This window comes from candidate division WOR-3 bacterium (assembly GCA_016926475.1).
In the GTDB taxonomy this organism is placed as follows: domain Bacteria; phylum SDB-A; class SDB-A; order SDB-A; family SDB-A; genus JAFGIG01.
The window spans coordinates 1-7,079 of the sequence record JAFGON010000070.1; the positions used below are offsets into that span (position 1 = coordinate 1).

Consider the following 7,079-nt stretch of genomic DNA (forward strand, 5'->3'; position numbering starts at 1 on the left):
CTGCCCAATCTATTGCCCGATTAACATTGTCAATGATTTCTTTGTAGTTTTTGGTAATGTCATTTTGAATGTCAATTACCACTAAAGCCTTTTTCTGCATGGGATTTCCTTCTTTTATTTTTATGTTTTAATTCAATTTTCTATTCCATTGTCCATCGCACTGTCGCTTGTTCGCTTGCGGCTAACGGCCGGCGGTTTGAAACGTTTGGGAGTACGGGCGATTTCCTGTCGAGTTACACAAAAATTGAAGCGAACTACAACCCTTGAATAACCTACTGTCCCGGCAATTTTTTATACCGCGCGTTATGTGGCGTTTTTCTTACCATAAAATATTTACATGTCATAAATCAAAATTCTTTGAGCATTTCTTGCCATAGGAAACAAATTGGCAATTTTATAAATGAGTTTTGTCCCCCAATTCATTTTTTCGATTTCTTCGTTAGAGGTAAAATAAATAGCCTTGTCAAATTTAAATTCAGAATTCCATTTTTCAAGTTCTTTTATATTATCAATTCCCCAATGGATATGTGCTCCCATCCTTTTAATTGAGGGATGATTTTTAACTTTTTTTGCAGTGTAACCACTATAAGTATCAAAAATAAGTGTGTAATTACCGATTCTTTTCTTAATTTGATTGAGTAATGCTTTTATTTCATCCTCTTTAAGGTACATAAATAATCCTTCAGCAATTACCAAATAATTTGCATGTCCAGAAGGGATGTTTTCAATCCAATCAAGTTGTGTAACTGAAGAAGCAATTAAATGATATTTATCAGATTCTTGGAAAAATTCCTTGCGAATACTGATTACTTCTTCAAAATCCAAATCATACCAATTTGCGTTTTTACTGTCAATTCTTGCGTATCTACTATCAAGTCCACAACCTAAATGTAAAACGACAACGTCATTCCTTTCCTTTAGAAATTTGTCAGTAAAATTATCAATGAGTTTTGCTCTTAAGCACATCATCGTGTTTGTTTTCCCGGGAATTTTCAAGGATTTAAAATCATAGTCTATTTTTTTAATAATTTCAACTGCTTTTGCATCATACAGAATCGGAGTTTTTTTCTGAGTTTCTATGGCTTTACCATATAAAGGTACAAGCAATGTCTCTTTTTCTTTATCAAGTGTAATCATATTGTTTTCATTAGTATTAATGATTATAAGTGTCTGTTTTTCTAAATCAAAAATTCATTGTAGCGTTTCAAAATGCCACACAACTAGTAGATATACTTAGGTGTTGGTGATATTTTAGGTTTGTCATTGTTGCTGATAACCTCCCAAATAAACAGGTTGTTTGATGTACTGAATTATGATAACTGAACCTAAACAGAGCTATCATATGGCTTTATCATCCATTATATCATCCAGGGGATTTTGTACTCTTCTGATATTTTGTTTAGAAACATGTGTATAAAATTTCGGTCTTCTTTGAATTTTTGTGGCTGTGGATTTTCTGTGAACTTATTGGAAAATTATTTTGGGACAAACAATTTATCCTAAAGAAAAGGTCTGTCATTTCCCCTTCAGTGATAATTATTTAATAAATAATAGAACCGAGTTAAACATAAGTCAAATTTCAACCAGGAAAGCGCAACCATGAAATCAGTTCCAATAATCCCCCCCTCACCCAACATCAACCTCAACTGGTTCGCGGACGCCGATGCCGGTGAGGATGCACTGACCGGTCTCGTAAACCGGAAGCTGATTGGAAATTTGTTTTGAAATAGTTTCGATAATATCATCGAGAGCCTTAATGTCAGCGTTATTTATCAGCCTGAATATCGCCGATGTGTTGCACTGAGCTATGACGGATTTGTCAATATTCGCCGGTCTCTGGGTCACTGCAACCAGACCCGTGTTGAACTTTCTGCCCTCCGATGTTACGTTTAGAAGTGATTTAGCGCTTACACAACCTCTCCCGGCACTTTGGGGAGCGTAATTGTGAGCTTCCTCGACAACGAGCAAACTTTTAAACGCTCCGTCTGTTTTCTTGGCTTCGCTGAATACTGAATCGCATACACTTGAAACTACCCGCCATCTGTCTTCAATCGAATTCATGTTTTTAAGGTTGAGAATGTAAATCTTCGACTCCTTGATGTTTTCTATAAACTGCTCGGAAATAAATCCGACTTTTCCTGATTCAAGGATTTTTTGGATTTTTTCAAGTTTTTCTCCGGCGAAAGCTTTTTCTTCAGTTTTGCTGAATACCTTTGAAATTTCAGCAAATCTCAATTTCTTAATGTGTTTTAGAAGTTCTTCTTTGAATTTTGGATCTTGTTCAATTTTTAAAAATATGGATTCTAATGTATCTTTTTTCTTTTGCTTCCCTTCTGTAGTTTTTCCATCTGCATATTCTGATAACACAGCAAAATAAGCTTTAAAATCCTTTTCAAAAAAATTTTTAAACGCATACTTTTCGTCAAAAGCTTCATTATCAAGTTCTTCAAGTTTCTGGTTGATATATTGAGAATCAATCTCTTTCTCCTCTTCCCTCTTTTCTTTTATTATTTCTATAAACCTATTCCTTTTTTTCTCTTCGCTTATCTCAGCAGTTGAGGCTTCAAAGGCGTTCAAGAGTATCTTTTTCTCGTATTCGGTAAATGCGGAATTGAACAATAAATCAAAATCGCTTTCCTCGGTCAAAATCTTTTTCTCCAAGATTTTTAAGATCATCTTTTCGTCTAAAACTGTAATATCCTTCGAATCAATTCCTGAATACAATTCACCGGCGTCTTTATTCCCGGGGATATACTCGCCGTGGGTGTCGAATATGACTATTCTGCCTTTTTGATTTTTGAGCCATGGGAAAATGCCCGAAATGAATTTCTTTGTGAAATACGATTTGCCGCTTCCGGTGGTTCCGAAGACCGCCATGTGCTGGGTCAGGATTTTGTTGTAATCAATGAAAACCTCCACATCCTTGTTGGAGGTCAATTTCCCCACGGGATAAAGATCTTTTTCTTCAAAGCCGAGAAGCCTGTGGAGAATTTCCGGTCTCGCGGTTGTGACCACCGAACACGCCGGAACGGCAACCCTGTTTCTCTCCAGTTTCTCTTCCTTGCCGAAATTCACTATTTCCTTGCAAATTTCTATTGTTCCGCTTCTTAACTGTGTAAAACCCTTTTCGTTTATCAGGGCGGTCATCATTGCAAACCGGACGGCTGGATTTTTCTTGTTGAGGACTTCATACATCTCAGCGACCTGCGGGTTCAAACGGTTCTCCGGTGTGAAATCCGGCAGAAATTCGCTGTCGTGAGCCACAGGTTTTACAATCTTGCCAAGCCATCTCCTCTTCTCTCCATCGTAGTCCTCTGACTCGATTTCGACGTATTTCCCGTATTCTATCTCTGTGACACAGACGAAATCGGCTGATCTGTTGTCCGCTTCGCCCAAAACAAAACCTAAAACGTTCTTGTCCAGAGAAAACGATTTTTCCCATAATGACTCGAATTCCTGTGCCAACTCCTTCACTTTTTCAGGATCGGTGATTTCGAGACCCATTTCGTCGTTGTTTCCGGGTTTATTTTCGGTGCCGTATCCGCCGCCTGTAACGTTGAAAGAACCTACTGTCGCGTATGAATCGTCAACTACGTTGAACTTCGCGTGGACGGTTGAAAGATACCTGACCTCGGCTTTGACCGAATCGGCTAATTTCAAAAAATTTTCAATGTCGGTAATCTCAAGGTCTTTTTTCTTGTCCAACCTTACTATAAACCTGATATCTGGAACTTTTCCCTTACTGTCCTTGAAACCTTCCAGAAGTTGCTCGAGCGTGCCGCTTCTGACCCAACCAGAACAAATCCAGATTCTCTTTTTTGCCCCCGAAAAAGCCTTTTTGACCCTGTCGAGATTGCCCCTGTTCGTGAGAAGATCCATTTTTCCTCCTGAAGAATTATTGATTTAAAATGTTTTTCCGATTCAACAAAACACTCTTTCATTGACCGTCTCTTCTCTGCTTTCTCTTCTTGTAAAGCTTCTCAGTGAAACCGCCTTCATCGAGAAATCTTTTTTCTAGCTGTCTCAGTTGTTTATCGAGAAGGTAATTTGTCTGATGAATGAGGCAGATTATTGTGTTGGCTGAAATTTCAGGTTCAGAGAATTCAATATAGGACTTATAAGTCAAATAAGACCTATTCATTGAATAAGAAAGCTTTCTGATTTCCTGAGACCTGGGATCATCTTTCCCCCAAAGTTTCAAATTTCTTTGTCTTAGATAATCCTCATAGTCCAGCAATAGTTCTTCAAGACTTGCTCTTGCAACACCGACTAATTTTAACTCGGTTTTTTTAGAAGTTCCTGAAGCCATGCTTCCTTCTGCTATGTTTTGTTTTCCGCTTCTTGATGCCTGAACCATTTGATCATGTGTTCTTGATCTTTTTTCAATGAATCTATCGCAAAATTTTATCGTCGCATCATAGACGATTTCCGACATCATATAAGACACAAGGTTTCTGTATCCGCCGTGAGATTCGATTAGCTTATCTTTGTCATGGTGTTTATCAGCCACAAGAGTCTCCGGAGTTTAATGCATTGATGGACACAGACATATTCACTCCTTCACTAGTTGATTTGATATTCTACCACAGAAAAATAATTGTGATTTGAACCAAATTCCCTCTAATCTTTCTTGTATTGAAAATAACTCATACTTGCGCATTTCGGATAATAATAGACCTCAAAATTGGAGAAAAAGTCTGAGCCGATTATTCCTGAGATTCCATTGGTAAAAAAATGTTTTTCTATCTCGTTGGGCAAGACGCCGAAACTAGCCATGAATTTCTTTTCTCCCAATTTGACAGCCATCTCTCTGAAAGGTGTTGTAAATTTATTAAAAGGATAACCCGCAAAATACTCCACTTCTTCTCCCTTCATGGGTTTTTCTGACAATTCACCTTTAGGCAGGTAAGAAAACCTAGACGCAGTGTTGATGAGCATCTGGAATTTTTTGTTTTTAACCCTGAATTCAGCAGTATATGGATTGGCTGCAAAAAAATCGCCTGTAGATTTAAGATATGCATAGGGGCTAAAAACAGAGCCGTCTGAAACTGCACGGCTGAAAGCGGCTTTAGAATTTTTATAATTAAAAACAGTTCTGTAATCTTCAAAAAAATCATTTCCCGCTATCACAGTTATCTCGGTCTCTAAAAATTCCGAGGCGTTTTTTATAAGTTGAAGATTTTCTTCAGAATCTTCTGTAGAATAATCAAAATCTTCAATGAAATCAAAATCGCCTTCTCTGCTTATGGATTTTTTCAAACCAGTGTTCAAAAGAATAATTTCTTCGTAATCGGGAGGGCAGTATTCGTCAAGAGTTTTTGCCTTTTCCTTGTTATTAATCGCTTCAAACCACATATCCCTTGCTTTTTTCTCCCTTTCAAACTTTACGTTCGGATCTTCATACAGAAGAATGGGAATATTTTTTACCAATTTAATATCCATCTCGTATATTGACGTTTCTTCAAAATACATTGTCTCCTCCTTCTGAATTGTTTGAACCTTTGCACAATGTTTTTCATTAATCATCAAGGTAAAATACTCCTTTAATATCACCGATATCGTTTATTTTTTTCTTGATAACATGCCTATCGTAAGATTTTGACGGCAAAATTACATACATCTCCGCTAAAGTCTTTTTATCAGTTTTGCTGAAACAGCCGTCGGTTATGATCAGTGCTTTTTTGAATTTACACGAATTTATGTGCTCGATTACTGGGTTTATGTCCGTCCCGCCGGTTATGGCATTTCCCTCTTTCACGTCCTGAAGGGTTATCTTCTTAAGTTCGGATGAAAAAACAAAATATGGACCGGGAAAAAGATCCGAGATTTTTCTCAAGAGAATGTAGATCAATTCCTTGTAGGATTCCATGGAACCTGATTGGTCAATATAAACAGGCGCAAACTCGTCGCTTTTAACTCTCGCGGGAATTTTGTTCTGATAGAACAGGGTGTTCACACCGCAATTTATAAGGGAAAGCTGTTTTCTTGTAAAATTAGGTATGACACCTGTCGATTCGACAAAATCAGTTTTATACTTTACGCTTTTAAACATATTTTCACAGACAACTTTTTCCATTAGCTTTTTCAGAAATTCGGCTTTTCGAATATTCCCGCCTTCTGTAAAATTAATTTTTTTCTTTTCGATTGAAGATGTGTTCTTGAAGTAAAAACTGTTTCTTATGTGATCGATAAAGCCGGAAACAGCTGTTTTGGCGGCACTGTTTTGATTTAACACTTCGTTGACGAGCGAGATGTAAGTAAAATTTTCCCTTTTACTTATAAATTTTTTCAAAACACTTTCCAACTGAGGAACCGACATTCCCGGCTTTAGGTAATTGTCAAACCAAAGGGATATGAGGATATTTTTTTTAGCCGGAGAGAGGTTGATAATTTTTTTGAAATCCTTTTCCACGCTTTTTCTGCTTTTGGATGGCGCTGTGAGGAGAAACATAAGGTCGTTTTCAGTGAAAAATCGCTTTATTATCATTTTTTTGTAGTAACTGCCGTAACAGTTGTCAAGAACCGGTATTCTTTTTTTCCTGTTAAGATTGTACATCAGAGAATTGCAGTTTATGTCAGCGCAAAAATTCGTGAATTGGGGGCTGATTTTAACGGCATACTTGAAGTGCTCGAAAAAAATGTGCGATAATTCATGAATCAGCACCCAAAGAAGGTCATACCTTCCGGTCATTTTATTCTTCATGAAATTTTCGTTTATTCTGATAACGAATCCGCCGTCTCCGGCATGTTGGACGCATGCGGTTTTAACTGTTTCGGAATTCTTTTCGACGATTACGTCTTTTACCGTGCTTTTGTAAATGTCGAAAAGCGGTTTTAAAAAGCTCTTTTCCTCAAAAATCATTTCCGTGAATTTTTCTTTGACGTTTTCCATGTTAACCTGCTTTGCAAAGCGCTTTCCCGTCAATAATTCCGAGTGAAACCGTTTTTTCAAGGTCTGCAAATCTGTCCAGCGCGGGGTACAAGGGGTTGTAAATCCCGCAATCTATTCTGCTGTAAATATTCTTGATCATATCAATATCGGTTATGACTTCCGGAGCTGTATCGTAAAATAATATATC

General features: G+C 37.4%; 6 protein-coding genes. All 6 read right to left on the reverse strand.

What is annotated here, in order from left to right:
- Positions 1-333: 333 nt before the first annotated feature.
- Complete coding sequence (locus JXA84_06810) at positions 334-1,137, reverse strand: class I SAM-dependent methyltransferase (GenBank protein ID MBN1150911.1); 804 nt, start codon at positions 1,135-1,137, stop codon at positions 334-336.
- Positions 1,138-1,626: 489 nt separating this feature from the next.
- Complete coding sequence (locus tag JXA84_06815; protein MBN1150912.1) at positions 1,627-3,879, reverse strand: DUF87 domain-containing protein; 2,253 nt, start codon at positions 3,877-3,879, stop codon at positions 1,627-1,629.
- A 58-nt stretch (positions 3,880-3,937) separates the two neighbouring features.
- A complete protein-coding gene (locus tag JXA84_06820; GenBank protein ID MBN1150913.1) occupies positions 3,938-4,438 on the reverse strand; it encodes a four helix bundle protein in 501 nt (166 codons plus the stop codon).
- A 182-nt stretch (positions 4,439-4,620) separates the two neighbouring features.
- Positions 4,621-5,472: a hypothetical protein gene (locus JXA84_06825; protein MBN1150914.1), complete on the reverse strand. Its 852-nt coding sequence runs from the start codon at positions 5,470-5,472 to the stop codon at positions 4,621-4,623.
- Positions 5,473-5,518: 46 nt separating this feature from the next.
- On the reverse strand, positions 5,519-6,892 hold the full coding sequence (locus JXA84_06830) for a hypothetical protein (GenBank protein ID MBN1150915.1): 1,374 nt from the start codon (positions 6,890-6,892) through the stop codon (positions 5,519-5,521).
- A 1-nt stretch (position 6,893) separates the two neighbouring features.
- A partial coding sequence (locus JXA84_06835) for a hypothetical protein (protein ID MBN1150916.1) occupies positions 6,894-7,079 on the reverse strand: 186 nt, incomplete at its 5' end.